Genomic DNA, 16,902 nt, shown 5'->3' with positions numbered 1-16,902 from the left:
GATGAAGCGGATGCGAAAATCATGGAGACTGCCGGTAATGGGTCTTATAGCAACTGCTGCGGCGGCGGTAATTGTAGTATTTGCTTGGGACGGTGAGCACAAGAGCGAGCGGGCATTCGAAGGAGAGATTGTAATGGAGCAAACCTATCAAAATCCCATGACACTCGATCAGGAATGGGAGGATTACGGTATAGGGGATCCTTATGTAATGCGTTTTAATGGAAAATATTATTTATACTGCAGCACGAAAGACTGGCGGGTCGGCATTAAGGCATGGAGCTCGGAGGATCTCATCCACTGGCAATATGAGGGCCTGGTTACGGAAGAGCCGTTGACCGAGGGGGCCTATGCGCCTGAGGTCGTGTACTGGAACGGATCATTTTATATGTACACTTCACCGGCAGGCAAAGGACATTATGTGCTTCGAAGCGACACTCCGACGGGTCCGTTTACCATTGAAACCGAGAATTTGGGGTTAAGCATCGATGGTTCTGTTTTTATTGATGACGACGGGAAGTGGTATTTCACAAATGCAGCCTCTGGCGGTATTATGGCCAGCTTAATGGAAGATCCCTACACGATCGGTGTGGGAGATAAACTGAATACATCGCTGGGGCATTGGACCGAGGGCTCCATGATTATTAAGCGCCAAGGCCGATACTACATTACTTATACCGGAAATCATGTGTTCAGCCGCGGATACCGCGTTAATTATGCCGTTGCTCATGATTCGCCTAATGGAATTTATACGATTCCGGAAAACAATCCGATTGTCATATCCACGGAAGATGATTTTAACGGCTTAGGGCATAGTTCGACCGTCATGGGTCCGGATATGGATTCCTATTATATCGTATATCACAATCTGATCGGCAGTTCAGCCGAGGGACCGCCGGTTCGGATGATGAATATGGATCGGCTGCTCTTTAATGGGGATAAAATGTCAGTGGCCGGCCCTACTCATGGCTTTCCCGTTCAGGCGCCTGCAATGCCGGGATTTTATGACCATTTGGATGGGATGCCGCAGGAAGAGCGCTGGGAACGCACGGAACAGCAAGACAAAGAAACCTGGGTTACAAAGGAAGGCACCAATAGCAGATTTACGGCTGAATATAATGCTGTAATTTTGAATAGCAAGGAAGCGGCTGATCCGGAAGCAAGCGTATTTGAGACGCTGTTCTCTTACCGCGATGCCGACAACTTCCGGGGAATTCGGGTAGACGGCGATACGATGTCCATGTCCTTGTTCGAGATAAAGCAGGGGCAGGAACGGATCATTCAAACCGCCGGATTACCGGATGAAATGGACCTGACCAAGCATCACACTTTACGTACGGAATCGTCAAAAGAAGGGACCTTGGTCTATTGGGATAACCTGCTCTTGATTGGCAGCGAAGAAACGAAGGGGGAAGCGGGGACAATCGGTTACCGCTGGTCGGCCGGCCTGCAGCCGATTTTGGGCTATACCGCCTTTTCGAACGAAGCAGGCGGCAGCAGTGATCAAAGTGTAATTCAACAAGCTCCGGGAACGATGGAAGCCGTTCACGGGATCTCGGGCGAAGATGAAGGCAAGCTGTATTCCGTTAGTACTGAGAATACGCCGGACGGAAGCTATGCGGTAACCCTGCTGCAGAAGGATTCGGCATTGAGCTTTCCGGTCTATGCCAGGGAGGAAGGTAATTATCTGATCTCCGTTATGGTGGCAAAGGACGGGGCAGGAAGTAAGCTTTCCGTTCGGGCCGGGGACAAGAGCAAGGAGATTCAGCTTAAGCTGGAGGACTTCTCGGAAGAGTCTGAATGGACAAAGATTCCTCTAGGCTCATTCCATCTCGGCCAGGGAGCCCAATGGATTTCGCTGACCAGAGAGAAAGGGGAAGCAACCGTTCGATATATTGAGACCGAATTGCTAAATCCTGTACCATCACAACATACCGTCGACTTCACGAAGATTTATGGCAGCTGGGATTTTACCGGGGGACAGACGACCCTTCGAAACGAAGCTCGGGAAGGCAAGCTGTTTGGAGGAGAATCCGGGTGGAGCGATTACGAAGTCAGCTTCCAGCTGACCTCTACGGACGAGGTATCCGCAGAAGCCTCGCTTCTGTTCAGAACGGCGAATGAATCCGATTTTCCGGATCAGGTAAAGGATGCGTTCAGGGGATATGAGCTTTCCTTCAATAATGGACTGGTGAAACTGAAGCGGATTAACTATGAAATCAACGAAGAAATGGCTTCGGAGCTTCTGGAACTTGGAAATAACAAGCCTACAGACGTCCGGGTAAGGCTTGAAGGGGCGACTATCGGCATATATATCGATGGGGCAGAAAAACCGCTGTTAACCTGGATGGACCCGAATGCATTCTTAACAGGGCGCGTCGGAATACGCACGGGATCGCAGGGATGGCTATTTTCTCCGGTTACTGTCAAATCATTGGACTAGACGGGATGCATAATCGTATAAATAAAGCACAAGTCATTGTGCAATAAAGGAGCAGGAGCTTGTATGGCAACCAAGATGTATATCAAAGATTATCCACGCCCACAGTTTGTGAGGGAAAACTGGACGAATCTGAACGGGGAATGGGATTTCAGGTTTGACGACGCCAACTCAGGTGAGCGGGAAGGCTGGCAAGATCATTTCCAGGGCGAGCTGAAGATCATCGTTCCATTTACGTATGAGACGAAAGCCAGCGGCATTGGAAGGGAGGAGCATCACCGTTGCGTTTGGTATAACCGTCAGATTGATATTCCCAAAGAATATGAGGGCAAGCGGGTGCTCCTGCACTTCCAGGCTGTAGATTATTTGGCTAAAGTCTGGATTAACGGAACGCATGTAGGGAGTCATCAAGGCGGATACTCAGCCTTTTCTTTAGATATCACTCCGTATATCACCCTAGGCGAGGTCAATCAATTAACTGTAAAAGCGGAAGACAAAATGGACGCGACCCAGCCCCGGGGCAAGCAGCGGTGGGTGGAGCAAAATTTCGAGTGCTTTTATGTACAGACAACCGGGATCTGGCAATCGGTCTGGCTGGAGGTTGTTGAGCCTGTATATATCGATGCTGTAAAAATAACCCCGAATATTGACGAACGATCCGTCCGGTTCGAGTACCAAGTGGAGGGCGACTATGCTGCCGGCGAGGAAATTCGCTTGGAAACAAGGATCAGCCTGAATGGGAAGCAAGTGAAGAAAGCGAGTCTGGTTATAGACCGCCCTTGGCTCCAACTGGATGTGGATTTGGTTCACGAGGCCAATGGCCCTTGGAAGCAATATTTGTGGTCTCCGGCTCACCCGAATCTGTATGACGTGGAGTTTATCCTCTATCAAGGAGAAAAGCTGCTTGATCATGTATATTCTTATTTCGGAATGCGGAAGATTTCCATCGAAAAAGGGAAGGTATTGCTTAACAATATTCCAATCTATCAGCGCCTTGTGCTGGATCAAGGATATTGGCCCGAGAGCCATCTGACTCCCCCTTCGGAAGAAGCAATTTTGGAAGACATCGACAAGACGCTGCAAATGGGATATAACGGAGTCCGCAAGCATATGAAAGTGGAGGATTCGCGCTTCCTCTATTGGTGCGATGTAAAAGGGCTTTTGGTTTGGTCGGAGATGGCGGCTACCTTTGAATTTAACGATCAGGCTGTCCAGAACTTCACCTCTGAATGGATGGAGGTTGTTCGTCAGCAGTATAATCACCCGAGTATCGTGACCTGGGTACCATTCAATGAGTCATGGGGAATCATGCAGATTTTTAAAGATAAAAAACAACAGCAATTTACGGAGACGATCTACCACTTGACGAAATCCTTTGACCCGTACCGGCCGGTGATTACGAATGATGGCTGGGAGCACACGGTATCGGATATTCTGACTTTGCATGATTATGTGGAATCCGGCGACGAGTTCTTTAAACGCTATGCGGATAAGGATGAAATCGTAAATAACGGCAAGTCCTTTAATAACGCGAAATATGCCTTTGCTGACGGTTATTCCTATAAGGGGCAGCCGATTATTGTCAGCGAATTCGGAGGAATCGCGCTTCAATCGGAATCCGGCTGGGGATACGGCAAGCAAGAGACGTCCAAGGAAGCCTTTCTATCCCGCTTCCGCAGCATTCACCAGGCTATCAAGGCGACGGAATATATAGTAGGCTATTGCTATACGCAAATTACGGACGTTCAGCAGGAGATAAACGGCTTGCTGACAGAGAACCGTGAACCGAAAGTGCCGCTTGAAGTCATTCGAGAAGTTAATTTGTCTTAAATTAGGGAAAGGAGAGAAATGATGAGCGACAAAACATTCCAAAACCCGATCCTTCCTAACGGTGCTGATCCCTGGATGATCAAGCATACGGACGGTAGCTATTATTTAGCCGTAACTTTGGGAAACCGCATCGATTTGCGGCGCAGCTCCAGTATGGCCGGCCTCGCGGAAGCCGAGCCGGTAACCGTATGGACGCCCGAGCCAGAAGGTCCGTATTCCCGTAATTTATGGGCGCCTGAACTGCACTATATCGAAGACTGCTGGTATATCTACTATACCGCGAATGATGGGGGCGGCGATGATACTCGGAGAGTATGCGTTCTTCAGCTTCAGGGGGAAGACCCGCTGACCGATGAATGGGTTTTTAGAGGCGCAGTCAATACCGCTTATGCAGGACTGGACGGCACAGTCCTCCCGCATCGCGGAGAATTGTATTTTTTCTATTCCGGTTACGGGCATTTCCCTGACTACGGATCAGCGATTTATGCAGCCAAAATGGTTAATCCATGGACGCTCACCGGAACGGACGTGCTGATCTCTGCACCGACGGAAGCTTGGGAGAAGCAAGGCGGAATGGCAATTAATGAAGGACCTGTCTTCTTGCGCCGGAACGAAAAGATATTTCTTATATTTTCCGCAAGTGCAACCTGGTCAGATGATTATTGCTTAGGGATGACAAGCATCTCGGAAAATGCAGACTTGTTGGATCCTTCAGCATGGGAGAAGCATCAGGGTCCCGTGTTCTTCAAAAACCCCGAACAGGGCGTATTTGCACCAGGCCACAATAGTTTTACGGTTTCCCCTGATGGCAGCGAAGATTGGATCGTCTATCATGCATATTCCTATTCGGAGGCAGAAATGAAGCGGTCCGAAGGCTCCAACCGCAGCACGCGGATGCAGAAGATCCATTGGAGTGAGGATGGAACTCCGGATTTTGGCATCCCGGTAGCAGCTAATGAATGGATTTCTGTACCTTCCGGGGAATAGCGCAAAATAAGCATCGAGCTGGTTGTATTGTTATGAGGATGGAACACAACTGAATCAGATTAAAGCATTATGGAAAAAAGCCCCTGGGACACAATGATTGCTCATTGTGCCAGGGGCTTTTTGTCTTTTTGTCATAGGGTAAATCGAATATTAATTAAATAATCATAATGAAAGCGTTGACATGAAGTGAATCTATATCTTATACTTCTACCAAAGATACAAAATAATTGTATTAAAACACATAATTAATTTGTATCTAAGAGTTAACAGCAAAAAAAGGGGATATATCTTTCAGGGAAGGAGACAAGAGTTAGAGGCTTGCCAGACCCGTGGTTGGATTGGTAAAGCAGTAACATCTGGCTGTTTGATCTTTTGAGAAGAAAAAGGAGGATAAAGATGGAAAAATTCACAAAACGCATGATTAATCTGGCGGTAGTATCGGTATTGCTGATTACAACCGTCACAGCTTGCGGTGGAAGCTCCGACAAGAATGCTTCGAAAGATAACTCCGGCAACAGCTCTACAAATGTTACAGAAACGAACAAGAGCAATGAAACGACATTTTCAGATATCAGCGCGGATATCCGCGGCAATGCGGCCCCTAGTGCTGAGCAAATTGAACAGGTGAACACAACGCTGAACGACACTTATCTCGGCGATATTTTTGATACAGTTATTCCGAATGATTATTCTGCTTATCCGTTCAAAGAAAGTGTAACACTGGATGTCTGGCTGCCGGCGAACAGCGATATTCCGGATCAAAATGCACACGGCATCCAAAAGATGGTTGAAAAGATGACCGGGATCAAGGTTAATTTTATCACACCGCCGCTTGGACAAGAAGCCGACTCCTTTACTTTGATGATCTCCTCCGGCGATCTGCCTGATATCATTATTGATCCGGGCCGCTATCCGGGCGGACTGGAAGCGGGCGTGAACGACGGGGCTTACCTGGACCTGACAGATCTGATGGAGCAGCATGCCCCGAACTACAGCGCATGGAGAAACTCCGATGAGACGCGGAGAAAAACGACCGTTACGGACGATGGAAGGCTGTTAGGCTTCTACGGTATCGCTCCTTACTCGGAATGGACATGGTTTGGGATGCTGATCAAGCAAGAAGCGCTTGACAAGACAGGCATGGAAGTTCCGAACACGATCGACGAATGGTATGCATTCCTGAAGAAATGTCAGGAAGTGGGTTATAAGAATCCATTGAACTATGGATCCAACTATGGTCAGATTTTCACGGGTATTCTTAACGGTGCTTATGGCGTTTGGGATTGGACCTTCATGGACGGGAACGGCAAGGTACAATGGGGCCCTGCACAGCCTAAGGCAAAGGAATATCTGACAATGATGCAGCAATGGAACAAAGAAGGCTTGCTGAATCCTGACTGGGCAACAGCCGACTTCAGCCAAAGAATGGCAAGTGCCGTTTCTAATGATACTGCGGTCATGATGGACTCCCCGGACACCATGTGGAGCTATTGGAAGACGCAGAACGATATAGACTTCGTCGGCGCATTGAACCCGGTTCTGAATGCTGGGGACAAGTCGGCAACAACGTACAAAAACTTTATGAGAACAGGCACGGCCGCGGCTATTACGACACAAGCCGATAATGTGGAAGCTGCTATGGCATGGCTTGACTTTGCCTTCTCGAAAAAGGGCTGGGAAGTTTATAACTATGGCGAGTACGGCAAAGTGCATTTGATCGATGAGAACGGCAAGCCATACTTCCATAAAGAAAGCTACATCTACAACGATCCTGATGGTCAACCGATTTCTGTTGCACTTAATAAATACCGCAGACACAGCTGGGCGAACATTCGCGACGAGCATAATTCCAACCCGAACATTGTAGCGGAAGGAAGCTATTCCGGCGACATTCGCGAATACTGGACTGAAAATATGGACACCAGCGTAGCCGTTCCTCCGATTACATTCACACAGGAAGAGGCCTCGCGTGAAGCGGAATTGGGCAATCAGTTGTCGACCCTGCGCGGTGAATACTTTGCCAAGATTATTAAGGGCGAGTTGTCCGTAGATTCATACGACAAGTTCTTGAATGAAGCGAAGAAGATGGGACTGGATGAATTCCTCAGTATCCACCAGGCAGCATTGGACCGGTATAACAGCAGATAATAACCAATTAACCTGAAGATTCATGAATAGGACAACGACGAGGGGAATCCGGCGGAAGCTTGGCCCCTCGTCATCCTTTCAATCAAATTCAGGTTAGGAAAAGTAGGTGATAGGTAATGGAGATTGCACCAAGCAAGAATAATGCTGACAAAATCGTCCCTGCTCGAAAGTCCAAAAACCTTAAGCATACACTCCAAAAGGACTTCAAGAAGAACTGGTTTGCCTATCTGTTGGTTATACCGGTTGTGGCCTGGTATATTATTTTCTGCTATGGCCCAATGTGGGGCGTTATGATCGCCTTCAAGGACTTCAAGCCCTTGCTCGGCTTTGCCGAAAGTGATTGGGTCGGCTTTAAGCATTTTATTGATTTCTTTACCGGACCCTATTTCTGGAGGGTCGTGAAGAACACCTTGCTCTTGAACGTATGGGGCATTGTCTTTGGATTTACAGCACCGATCATTCTGGCATTGATGCTGAATGAAGTGCGTGATGGCAAATTTAAAAAGACGGTTCAGACCATTACGTACATGCCTCATTTTATCTCTCTCGTCGTTGTAGCAGGTATCATTCATATTTTTACCGCCGATGAAGGGGTTATCACGCAAATTCTTCAATTGATCACAGGTAAAGAGTATACCTCATTACTTGGGTATTCCTCTTTCTTTAGGCCCATCTATACCTTCTCGGGAATCTGGCAAAGTATAGGGTGGAATAGTATTATCTATCTCGCTGCGATGAGTACCATCGATCCTGCACTTTACGAGGCTGCTGATATTGATGGTGTTGGACGAGTCAAGAAAATGTGGTATATTACCCTGCCGCAGATTGCTCCGACCATCGTAATTCTCTTTATCTTCGCTATTGGAGGACTTATGGCTTCCGGACATGAGAAGATTATTCTCCTCTACAACCCTCTGACTTATGATACGGCCGATGTTATTGCTTCATATGTATATCGCCGTGGTCTGAGAGAAGCCAGCTTGAGCTTCTCGACGGCCGTAGGATTATTCAGCGCCATTATCAATTTCGGACTTCTCTGGGTTACGAACAAGGTCGCGAAACGTACCTCAGAAGTTAGTCTTTGGTAGAAAGGAGGATGGCTATGTCGCGATTACAACAGGTTCGATTCAAGAAAAGCAAATTAAAGCCGGCCTCCTTCGGAGACCGGGTGTTCGATGTCGTCAATATCTTGCTGTTGATTGCTCTGACAATCGCGTGCTTCTATCCGCTACTGCATATTTTGTTCGCTTCTGTGAGTAATCCGGTTCAGCTAGTGGCTCATAAAGGCGCGCTGATCAAGCCTTTAGGCTTCACGCTGGATGGATACAAGCTGGTCTTTAAGGATAACAGCTTGCTTATAGGCTACAGAAACACGATTGTATACGTAGGCCTGGGAACGCTTGTCAATATGGTGATGACGATCATGGGGGCTTACGTTCTTTCGCGCCGCGATCTTTATTTCAAGAACTTCATCATGATCTTGATTACCATTACGATGTTCTTCGGCGGCGGCTTGATACCCTGGTTCCTCTTGATGAAGGATATCGGCCTCTACAACAACCTGTGGTCGATGATTCTGCCGACAGCGTTAAGTACGTGGAATATCATTATTATGAGAACCAGCTTCCAGGCCCTGCCGCTAGAACTGGAAGAGGCGGCAACGATTGATGGAGCCAGTCAGGCCAACACTCTGATTCGGGTTATTTTACCGCTGTCCAAGGCAACGCTTGCCGTTATTTTCTTGTATTATCTCGTAGGGAACTGGAACTCCTGGTTCAATGCGATGGTGCTATTAAAAGACCGGAGCTTATTCCCGTTGCAATTGCTCATGAAGGAAATCCTCGTTGCCAACGATGCAACGGCAACAACGATCGGCAGCGCCGGCGGCGTGGTGATCAACAGCGCGGAGAGCTCAACAGCCTTCCGCGAGCTGGTGAAGTACTGTGCCATTGTCGTATCGACCTTGCCGATTCTGATGGTATATCCGTTCTTGCAGAAGTACTTTGTCAAGGGCGTATATGTCGGATCCATCAAAGGTTAATTTTATCATTTTCTTCTATTATCTATAATTCCCCTTTATATGCCCCCTCCTAAATATTGGCGGGGGTAGTTTTTCACTGTATGCATAGAGCTTCACAACGAACGGAATTACACTAAAAATGATTAATAAAGGAGCACACACATATGAAGATATCGAATGCGAAGTCCTCCCAAACACAGCCTCGTCCGGAACATCCTACACCCCATTGGGAACGATCCGAGTGGCTTAACCTAAATGGCTCATGGCAGTTTGAGATTGATCATGGAAAGAGCGGAAAAGAACGTGAATACTTCAAAAAGGATCATCATCTGACCGGAGAAATCACAGTGCCGTTCTGCCCCGAGAGCAAGCTGTCAGGTGTGGAGTATAAGGATTTTATGGCAGCCGTCTGGTATAGAAGAGGATTTACAGTCCCTGAAGCCTGGACTGGCGGCAGGGTCCTTCTGCATTTCGGTGCAGTGGATTATGAGACAGAGGTTTGGATTAATGGCGTATCCGTTGGGACACATCGTGGCGGATATTCATCCTTCAGCTTCGATATTACAGAACAGCTTGCAGCCGGTGAGAACATCGTTACCGTTCTGGCCGAAGATGATGTCCGTTCCGGTCGTCAGCCGCGGGGGAAGCAGAGTGAGAGATTTTATTCCCATGGCTGTGACTATACACGGACCACTGGAATCTGGCAGACCGTCTGGTTGGAATTTGTGCCTGGGACCTATTTGTCTAATATGAAGCTAGTGGCCGACCCGGACAATGCCTGTGCCCGTCTGGAGCTGGAGATCAAGGGCAGGAGCGCAGGGACTGTGGTTACCGCAGCTGCTTTCTTTGAAGGAAAGGCTGTTGGCGAAGTCTCGGCAGCGGTTGCCGGCACCTATGCCTTCCTGACGCTTCCTCTTTCAGAGGTTCATTTGTGGGAGGTTGGCAACGGCCGGCTGTACAACCTTGAGCTTACCCTTCGTCATGATGGAGGCACAGAAGACAAGGTCCGGGCTTACTTCGGACTTCGGACGATAACGATTGACGGTATGGCGGTCCGCATTAACGGCAAATCGGTATTTCAGCGTCTGGTGCTGGATCAAGGCTTCTATCCAGACGGAATTTACACGGCTCCAAGTGATGAGGATTTGCGGAAGGATATTGAGCTCTCACTGGATATGGGCTTCAATGGAGCGAGACTTCATGAGAAAATGTTTGAACCGCGCTTCCTGTATTGGGCGGATCGGATGGGCTATCTCGTGTGGGGGGAGCATGCCAACTGGGGCCTTGATATTACGACACCGGCCGGACTCTCCTCTTTCCTGCCGGAATGGCTTGAAGGTATGCGGCGTGATTTCAACCATCCTGCATTGATTGGCTGGTGTCCATTCAATGAAACATGGGATCGTAACGGTACGAAACAGGATAACGAGATTTTGAGAATTGTTTATGAAGTATCGAAGCAGATGGACCCGACCCGTCCAGTTATTGATACCAGCGGCAACTTCCACGTGGTAACAGATATTTTCGATATCCATGATTATGATCAAAATCCGGAAACCTTCAAGGCCAGATATGAACCGATGAAGACTGACGGAGAGGTATTTGTAACGTTCTCCGATAGACAAAAGTATGAAGGCCAGCCTTACTTCATCAGTGAATACGGAGGCATTTGGTGGAACCCGGATCAAAAAGATGAGAAATCCTGGGGATATGGAGACCGGCCGAAATCCGAAGAGGAGTTCATCGAGCGCTATCGCGGCTTAACTGATACTCTACTCGATCACCCGAAAATGTTCGGCTTCTGCTACACCCAGCTGTATGATGTAGAGCAGGAAGTGAACGGCCTGTACACCTATGATCGTAAAGCCAAGTTTGATCCGGCAGTTATTCGCCAAATTAATTCACGAAAAGCAGCGATCGAGGATTAAACCAGGAGGGAGCGAGGCAGGGCATGAGGAAGCTTATCATCAGAAAAGCACTGCTGCCGGCGATCTGCCTGTTTTTACTGGTCCCGATCGGCTGTGGAAAGGTGGAAAAGATGGGGAACACGAATCTCTTTTTCAATATGATCATGCAGGATGGGGCTGACCCTTGGGTATATAAACATACCGACGGATTTTATTATTTCACGAAGACAACAGGAGACAATGTCACGGTCTGGAAATCCCCGAACTTGACTACGCTCGATACCGGCACCAAAAAGGTGATCTCGACGGGAGGGCACGGCATCTGGGCGCCTGAGCTTCATTACATCAATGGGGCTTGGTACATTTATTACGCTATGGACGATGGCGACAATGTGAACCACCGGATGTATGTTATGGAGAACACTTCGGAGGACCCGACCCAGGGCTTCTGGAAGCAGAAGGGCCAGATTACCGATGAGACTAACCGCTGGGCAATTGACGGTACCGTGCTTCAAGCGGAGGGCGAGCTTTATTTTATATGGTCCGGTTGGGAGGGAGACGTCAATATCCGGCAAATTCTATATATTGCCCATATGAGCAATCCGTGGACGATCGATTCGGAGCGGGTAGAAATTGCGAGACCGACACTGAGCTGGGAGACGAATCATTCTCCGAATGTCAACGAAGGTCCGCAGGTGATTATTCGCAACGGAGTCATTAATCTCGTATATTCGGCAAGCGGAAGCTGGACAAATGATTACTGCCTGGGATTGATAACCGCAGAAGCGGGCAGCAACCTGCTTGATCCAGCCTCCTGGAATAAGCGGGATGAACCGATCTTCAAGTCGGCTAACGGCATCCATGGACCGGGGCATCATTCCTTTACGGCCTCTCCTGACGGGTCGGAAGACTGGATCGTCTACCATGCCGCTAAATATGACGGTGCTGGGTGGAACCGAGAAGTTCGGGCGCAGACCTTCACCTGGAATGAGGATAACACCCCTTATCTTGGCGAGCCTGTTGATCCGAATCAGCCGATCCCCCTGCCGGCGGGAGAAGCTGCAAGGATCCGCTTTGAAGCAGAGGAGGGAACCTTCGGCGGCGGAGCAGCTGCATTGGAGAGCAGCACAGGCTCCGGGGGCAAGAAAGCAGGCAATTTCAACGAGGAAGGCAGCTATGCGGAGTTCAATGTGAAAGTTGATCAAGAAGGGGAATATGTGCTTCTCGCCAGAACGGCTAATGGTACAATGGATGGAAAGACCTCTCATTTCTTGCTGAGCGTGAATGAAGGCAGTCCGAACGAGCTGTATGTCGTTCACAAAGCTTGGGATAATTGGGGCCTATCTACGGCAAAAGTTCAATTGCAGGCCGGTGACAACACGATTCGGTTTGCAAAAGGAGCTGGAGAAGCAGAGCTTGATTTCTTCGATTTGAGGCCGTTGTCTTCCTCTGCCGATAATTAAGCAGTTTTTTGGGATTAAACCATCTTCAGCAGCAGAGGCTGAGTGTTTAAGAAAGGAGGTTGACGATGAAATCTGCAAGAAAAGGATCAGCATTGATCCAGGAGGTGCACCGCACCGAGGTTCCGTTTGGCACCTTGGCGATCTGGTTCCTGGGTCAGGAGAGTGTGATCATTAAGGGAGACGGGATTACGGTTTACATCGATCCTTATGTCTCCGACTTTTTGGATCGGAACGGTCCCGTTCGTTCCTACCCGGCTCCGATTGTTCCCGAGGATATTACGCAGGCTGACCTGTGCCTGATTACCCATGAGCATGATGATCATATGGATGAAGGGACACTGACGGTGTTCCATGCCCGGAATAAGAAGGCACCGATTATAGCGCCAGCATGCTGCCGGCAAGAATTGCTACGAATGGGTGTGGATGGCGCTAGTATTTTGACGGCGGATGCGGGGGAAGCAAGGGAGCTGTTCTCCAAGCTGCGCCTGACGATCATTCCTGCTGCACATGAAGAGCTTGAGCAAGATGAGAACGGATTTGAACGCAGCGTTGGTTATGTGCTGGAGCTGAATGGCGTGACCCTCTATCATGCCGGAGACACCGTGATCTATCCCGGGCTGGCAGAGCGGCTTGCCGCAATAGCTCCCGACGTGGCGATGCTGCCGATTAACGGGCGCGATTATTTCCGCAGAGAAAAAGGAATCATCGGCAATATGAACTACCGTGAGGCCGCAGAATTAGCAGTCCGGATTGGCGCGGAGACCGTGATTCCGCTGCATTATGATGTGTTTGCTGGGAATAGCGAGAAGCCGGGTTATTTTGTTGATTATTTGTACGAGCATTATCCCGAGCAGAAATGTCATGTGATGGCGCGCGGCGAGCGTTTCGTGTATGTATCTGCCTGTGCGTTCACTAAAGCTTGAGGTTCGGCATGCATAATGAATCCGGACAATAGTAGTTACGGGGGATGGCTAAATGAAGGAGAAGCTGTACGGAAGTAAGTTCGAGTCGTTGCCGCTCGGAGCGATCAAGCCATCCGGGTGGCTGAGAGATCAGCTCAGGATTCAGGCAGATGGACTAACGGGACATCTGGAGGAGCATTGGAATGATGTGGGGCCGGATAACGGCTGGATCGGAGGGAGCGGAGAAAGCTGGGAACGCGGCCCCTACTATTTGGATGGGTTGATCCCGTTGGCTTATGTGCTGGAGGATGAAAATTTAATCTCCAAGGCCAAGCGCTGGGTCGAGTGGGCACTCACCAGTCAGCGCGAGGACGGTTCCTTCGGCCCGGCTGGGATTGAGACGGTCAATCAGGATGTCGATAAGCAGCAGGACTGGTGGCATTATATGATCATGCTGAAAGTACTTACCCAATATGCGGAGGCGACCGATGATGAGCGGGTAGTGCCTTTTCTGGAGAAGTTCTTCAGCTTTGCCGGCAGAACCATGGAAGCAATGCCTCTTCGGGGATGGGCTCAGACAAGAGGAGCGGACATGCTGCTTAGTATTCTCTGGCTGTATCAGCGAAATGAAGATGAGAGGCTATTGGAGCTGGCGAAGCGGGTAGCCGAGCAGACTACAGAATGGAACGATATTTTTCATGATTTTCCATTCTGGAGGAAGGTGGAGTCCTGGGATTGGACAACGCATGTGGTCAATGTCGCCATGGGTATCAAAATGCCAGGTGTGATGTATGAACTTGGCGGGCAACCGAGAGACCGGCAGGCGGTCATCCGGGGGATCGATGCTTTGATGACCTATCATGGACAGGCACATGGCATGTTCTCCGGAGATGAATGGTTATCCGGTACTCACCCGAGTCAAGGTGTAGAATTATGTGCGGTTGTAGAGTATATGTTCTCCATGGAGCAGCTGATTCGGATTTTTGGCGACGGGCACTTTGGCGACATTCTGGAGCGGGTGGCTTTCAATGCTCTCCCTGCGGCAATCTCTCCGGATTGGACATCGCATCAATATGATCAACAGGTCAACCAGATTATGTGTAATTGTGCCCCCCGCAATTGGAGCAATGGTCCGGAAGCCAATCTGTTCGGGCTGGAGCCTAATTTTGGCTGCTGCACAGCTAACATGCATCAAGGCTGGCCTAAGCTAACCTCCCATCTCTGGATGTCGGACCGGAGCGGCGGGCTCGCCGCAGTATCTTATGCTCCTTGTACCGTCAACGCAACGGTAGGCAAAGGAACACAAGCGGTGCTTGAAGTAAGCGGGCAATATCCATTTAGGGATTCTGTGCAAATTTCCCTTCAATTGGAGCAGCCGGATGCATTTGCTGTTTCTTTAAGAATTCCTGGATGGTGTACGGCTCCTGTAGTGTCCATTAACGGCGAGTCTGCCCAGGGGCATGCGGAATTGGGCTACCTGAAGCTGGTGCGGGAATGGAGAGACAGCGATGTAATTACTATTCATTTCAATGCTGCACCGGTCATAACAACCAGAAATTTGTATGCCGCCAGTATTGAACGAGGACCGCTCGTGTATGTACTTCCGGTTAAGGAGAACTGGATGCTGCTGCAGGAACGTGAAATGTTCCATGACTGGGAAGTCTATCCTGCCTCTCCATGGAAATACGGCTTGCTGGCAGATACTGAATTTGAGCATACCGAATATGAGATTCCTTATCAGCCTTTTCTGGCTGCTGAAGCACCGGTCAGACTGAAGGTGAAAGGTCAGCTGGTTCGGGAATGGAAGATGGAGGGCAACAATGCCGGGACACCGCCAATGCATCCTGATACGTCAGGCCAGCCTGTTAAAGCGCTGGAATTGGTGCCTTATGGCAGCGCCCGGCTCCGGATCGGTGAGTTTCCGCTAATCGGGCTCCGAAAGACGCGGGTATGAAAGGGCAGCCTTTCAACTGGATTTGTATTGCAATAAGGATTGAATAGATAAAGGAGAGGTGCATATGTGTGCATTGGAATTGAAGGCTTACGAAGGACAATATCAAGGAGAGACGGCCATTTGGCTGAAGGCAGGAAGCTATGAGGCCGCCCTGCTGCCCGAAATCGGCGGGAATCTGATTGCATTCCGCGACGTAGAGCGGGGACTTAAGCTGCTGCATGAACCGACTGCCGAGGAGATGGAATCGTTCAAGGCAAGACCGATGATCCATGGCATCCCGGTACTGTTCCCTCCAAATCGCTATGAGGACGGTAAGTTTCCTTGGAACGGGAAGATTCATCAATTTCCGGTAAATGAGAGTGCGACCGGCAACCATCTGCATGGCTTTCTGTATAACATTCCTTGGCAGGTGGAGGATTACGGAACTACAGGAACGGAAAGCTACGTGTCGGTGATCATGTCCGTGGATGAACGGCATGAATCCTATCAATACTTCCCCTACAAATACAAGATTCGGCTTCGTTACAGCCTGGGAGAGCAGGGGCTTTCACAGCAAGTCCTGGTGCTGAATACGGGAGAGGAAGCGATGCCGTGCCTGCTCGCTTTTCATACCTCGGTCAATGCGCCGTTCGCGGAGGGAAGCGCGGCTGCGGATTATCGTCTGAAGCTGACGATTGGCGACCGTTGGGAGCTGAATGAACGGATGCTGCCAACGGGCAAGTTCCAGCCGCTTACGGCCCAGGAACAGCTGATGAAGGGCGAAGGTGTCTATCCATTCTTCGAGAGCATGGATAATCATTATACGGCTGCGGCACAGAACGGAAGAAGCCGGATGGAACTAACCGACCAGAGCCGCGGGCTGACACTGGTCTACGATGCGGGCACCTCGTACAAGCAGTGGATGATCTGGAACAATGGAGCCCGTGAAGGCTTCTTCTGTCCGGAGCCGCAGATCAATCTGGTCAATGCACCGAATACGGGCCTGGCAGCAGATGAGATCGGCTTGTTCGGGCTTGAGCCCGGCGAGATCTGGGAGGAGAGCAGCCGTCTCTATGTCCGTAGTTAATTTAATATAGTAGATAACTGTTGAACAAAAATTGAATTAGGATCAAGCGAGCACATCTGGGAGTTTCATGCCGGATGTGCTTTTCTTATGAATAGTTGCTTTCTTACTTTAAAAGTCCGAATTGCTTAAAAAAAGACTCATTATTCTAAATACAGCGCCGCCCTCTACTTTCTAAAATGAGATTGAAC

The 16,902-nt window shown here is 49.3% G+C and carries 11 protein-coding genes; all 11 read left to right on the top strand.

What is annotated here, in order from left to right; translation table 11 throughout:
* Position 1 precedes the first annotated feature (1 nt).
* A complete protein-coding gene (locus KQJ23_RS07420; protein ID WP_249529581.1) occupies positions 2 to 2,440 on the top strand; it encodes a family 43 glycosylhydrolase in 2,439 nt (812 codons plus the stop codon).
* Between the two features lie 63 nt (positions 2,441 to 2,503).
* The gene (locus tag KQJ23_RS07415) at positions 2,504 to 4,267 is read left to right on the top strand and encodes a glycoside hydrolase family 2 protein (RefSeq protein ID WP_216478222.1); all 1,764 of its coding nucleotides are present in this window, start codon (positions 2,504 to 2,506) and stop codon (positions 4,265 to 4,267) included.
* Positions 4,268 to 4,288: 21 nt separating this feature from the next.
* Complete coding sequence (locus KQJ23_RS07410; protein WP_216478221.1) at positions 4,289 to 5,254, top strand: glycoside hydrolase family 43 protein; 966 nt, start codon at positions 4,289 to 4,291, stop codon at positions 5,252 to 5,254.
* Positions 5,255 to 5,650: 396 nt separating this feature from the next.
* The gene (locus tag KQJ23_RS07405) at positions 5,651 to 7,402 is read left to right on the top strand and encodes an extracellular solute-binding protein (protein WP_216478220.1); all 1,752 of its coding nucleotides are present in this window, start codon (positions 5,651 to 5,653) and stop codon (positions 7,400 to 7,402) included.
* A 116-nt stretch (positions 7,403 to 7,518) separates the two neighbouring features.
* On the top strand, positions 7,519 to 8,490 hold the full coding sequence (locus KQJ23_RS07400; RefSeq protein WP_216478219.1) for an ABC transporter permease: 972 nt from the start codon (positions 7,519 to 7,521) through the stop codon (positions 8,488 to 8,490).
* 14 nt (positions 8,491 to 8,504) lie between these two features.
* Positions 8,505 to 9,443 carry a carbohydrate ABC transporter permease gene (locus KQJ23_RS07395; RefSeq protein ID WP_216478218.1) on the top strand — a complete coding sequence of 313 codons (939 nt, stop codon included), beginning with the start codon at positions 8,505 to 8,507 and terminating at the stop codon, positions 9,441 to 9,443.
* A gap of 143 nt (positions 9,444 to 9,586) precedes the next feature.
* Positions 9,587 to 11,350, top strand: a complete 1,764-nt coding sequence (locus tag KQJ23_RS07390; protein WP_216478217.1) for a glycoside hydrolase family 2 protein — start codon at positions 9,587 to 9,589, stop codon at positions 11,348 to 11,350.
* A gap of 23 nt (positions 11,351 to 11,373) precedes the next feature.
* Positions 11,374 to 12,792 carry a family 43 glycosylhydrolase gene (locus KQJ23_RS07385; RefSeq protein ID WP_216478216.1) on the top strand — a complete coding sequence of 473 codons (1,419 nt, stop codon included), beginning with the start codon at positions 11,374 to 11,376 and terminating at the stop codon, positions 12,790 to 12,792.
* Between the two features lie 65 nt (positions 12,793 to 12,857).
* The gene (locus tag KQJ23_RS07380) at positions 12,858 to 13,715 is read left to right on the top strand and encodes an MBL fold metallo-hydrolase (protein ID WP_216478215.1); all 858 of its coding nucleotides are present in this window, start codon (positions 12,858 to 12,860) and stop codon (positions 13,713 to 13,715) included.
* 52 nt (positions 13,716 to 13,767) lie between these two features.
* On the top strand, positions 13,768 to 15,648 hold the full coding sequence (locus tag KQJ23_RS07375; RefSeq protein ID WP_216478214.1) for a beta-L-arabinofuranosidase domain-containing protein: 1,881 nt from the start codon (positions 13,768 to 13,770) through the stop codon (positions 15,646 to 15,648).
* A 64-nt stretch (positions 15,649 to 15,712) separates the two neighbouring features.
* The gene (locus KQJ23_RS07370; RefSeq protein WP_216478213.1) at positions 15,713 to 16,714 is read left to right on the top strand and encodes an aldose 1-epimerase; all 1,002 of its coding nucleotides are present in this window, start codon (positions 15,713 to 15,715) and stop codon (positions 16,712 to 16,714) included.
* Positions 16,715 to 16,902 lie beyond the last annotated feature (188 nt).

This window comes from Paenibacillus brevis (assembly GCF_018919145.1).
GTDB lineage: Bacteria > Bacillota > Bacilli > Paenibacillales > Paenibacillaceae > Fontibacillus > Fontibacillus brevis.
Note: the sequence above shows the minus strand (reverse complement) of the source record. Positions and strands in the feature narration are given on the sequence as shown.